Annotated in this window: 3 protein-coding genes; 1 reads left to right on the plus strand and 2 read right to left on the minus strand. The window is 71.3% G+C overall.

The annotated features are described in order from the left end of the window. Positions 1 to 168: 168 nt before the first annotated feature. On the minus strand, positions 169 to 666 hold the full coding sequence (locus SACHA_RS0101360; RefSeq protein WP_019806586.1) for a DinB family protein: 498 nt from the start codon (positions 664 to 666) through the stop codon (positions 169 to 171). A gap of 161 nt (positions 667 to 827) precedes the next feature. On the opposite strand from SACHA_RS0101360, the gene dcd reads away from it, so the two are divergent. After that, complete coding sequence (gene dcd, locus SACHA_RS0101365) at positions 828 to 1,415, plus strand: dCTP deaminase (RefSeq protein WP_007023352.1); 588 nt, start codon at positions 828 to 830, stop codon at positions 1,413 to 1,415. A 255-nt stretch (positions 1,416 to 1,670) separates the two neighbouring features. On the opposite strand, the gene SACHA_RS24775 is transcribed toward dcd, so the two are convergent. Beyond that, on the minus strand, positions 1,671 to 1,998 hold a 328-nt coding region (locus SACHA_RS24775), incomplete at its 5' end, for a hypothetical protein (RefSeq protein ID WP_039737579.1).

Genomic DNA, 1,998 nt, shown 5'->3' on the forward strand with positions numbered 1-1,998 from the left:
GGAACGCCTCGGTGCGCTCGCGCGGCGACGCTACGCCGAGCTGCTGGGCTCGGTGGTCCCGCCCGACCCCTCCTACGCCCGGCACCTGCGCCCGCCGGAGCCCCGGGCCACGTGACGTGGCCGGGCGGAACCGAGCCGCCGGGAAGCGGTGTGCGGTGGCCCGGATGACTACCCGGCGAGGATCTGTTCCCGCAGGATGTCGGCATGTCCGCAGTGCTGGGCGAGCTCGCGCAGCACATGGAGGTACACCCAGCGCAGCGGGAGAGCTCCCCGCCGGTTGCCGTGCAGGGTTTCGTCCAGGCTCAGGTCGGCGACCGCGCGGCGGGATGCCGCGCAGGCCTCCCGGTGCGCCCGGCGGACACGGTCGATCGTGTCGTCGGCGGTGAGCACGAACGACTCGTCCGGGCCCGCCGGTATGCCGATCTCCGCCCGGGACCGGCGGGTGATCGCCTCGTCGAACCAGACGTTCTCCACGAAGGTCGCGTGCTTGACCAGACCGAGCAGGGTGGTCCGCGACGACACGAGGGACCGGCGTGCCTGCTCCTCGGTCAGCCCGTCCAGCGAGCTGCTCAGCGCGTTCCGGTGCTCGTCGAGGAACACGTCCAGCTGGGCCCGCAGCGGGTCGTGGAGAACGTCCTCGGTGGAGGTCGTGGACGGTGGACGCACCGGGTGAACCTGTCACGGTTCGCGGGAGCGGGCAAGGCCCCGGGCCGTTCCCCCGGGGCCCGACACGCGGCCGGGCGCGGTCCGCTGCGGGCGGGGAGGTGCCCGTACCGCGTGCCCGGGGGAAGGCGCCCGTGCACGGGTGCCCGGATAGGGTGTTGCGCGTGTTGTTGAGTGACCGTGACCTGCGTGCGGCGCTGCGCTCCGGGCGGCTGGACGTGGACCCGTTCCACGAGGGGATGGTGCAGCCGTCCAGCCTGGACGTCCGTCTCGACCGGTTCTTCCGCGTTTTCGACAACAGCAAGTACACCCACATCGACCCGCAGTTGCGGCAGGACGAGCTCACCTCACTGGTGGAGAAGGACGCCACCGACGACGACCCGTTCGTGCTGCACCCCGGCGAGTTCGTGCTCGCCTCGACGTTCGAGATCTTCTCCCTGCCGGACGACCTCGCGGGCAGGTTGGAGGGCAAGTCCTCGCTCGGCCGTCTCGGGTTGCTGACCCATTCGACCGCGGGCTTCATCGACCCGGGGTTCAACGGGCACATCACGCTGGAGCTGTCCAACGTGGCGAACCTCCCGATCACGTTGTGGCCGGGGATGAAGATCGGACAGCTCTGTCTGTTCCGGCTGACCAGCGCCGCCGAGTTCCCCTACGGATCGAGCGAGGCCGGTTCGCGGTACCAGGGCCAGCGGGGCCCGACGCCGAGCCGTGCGTACCGGAACTTCGACCGGGTGGACACCCGGCGCTGAGGAGGGGCCGCCGCACGGCGTCGACGTCCGCGCCCCGGTCATCCGGAGCCGGATCCCTCACCCGGACACCCCACGCCCCGGTTCGGGATGATCGCGCGCAATCCGGCGCCGACACGGTCGGCTGACGGATTCATCACGGTTTGATAACCCTCTTCCGGGTGGTAGCTTGCCGACTGTGTCTACGCCGAATTCGCGCATCCGGTCACTGTTGGTGATGATGAGTGTGCTCGTGGGCGTGGCATCGGCTGCGGGAGGTCACCTGTTCTGGTTAGCTCCGTCCGAAGCGGACACGGGCGTCACCCTGGCGTCCGGACGGGACGGGGACGACTCCCCTGGGGGCGGACACGCCGATACCGCCACGCGCACCTCCACGGAGGCCGGTCCGAGAACCACGCAGCAGACCACGAGCAGCACGCCGACGACCGACAGCACCGGGAGTCCGGCGTCGGACGACGATGCCGCCACGGCCCCGACCACCACGACCCCGACGACCACGGCGGAGAGTTCGGCCTCGTCGGCGACCACGACGGACGCGCCCGACGAGTCCGCGGCGCCCGGCCGGGAGCGGGCCTCGGCGCCCGAG

It is taken from the genome of Saccharomonospora halophila 8 (assembly GCF_000383775.1).
Taxonomy (GTDB): Bacteria; Actinomycetota; Actinomycetes; order Mycobacteriales; family Pseudonocardiaceae; genus Saccharomonospora; species Saccharomonospora halophila.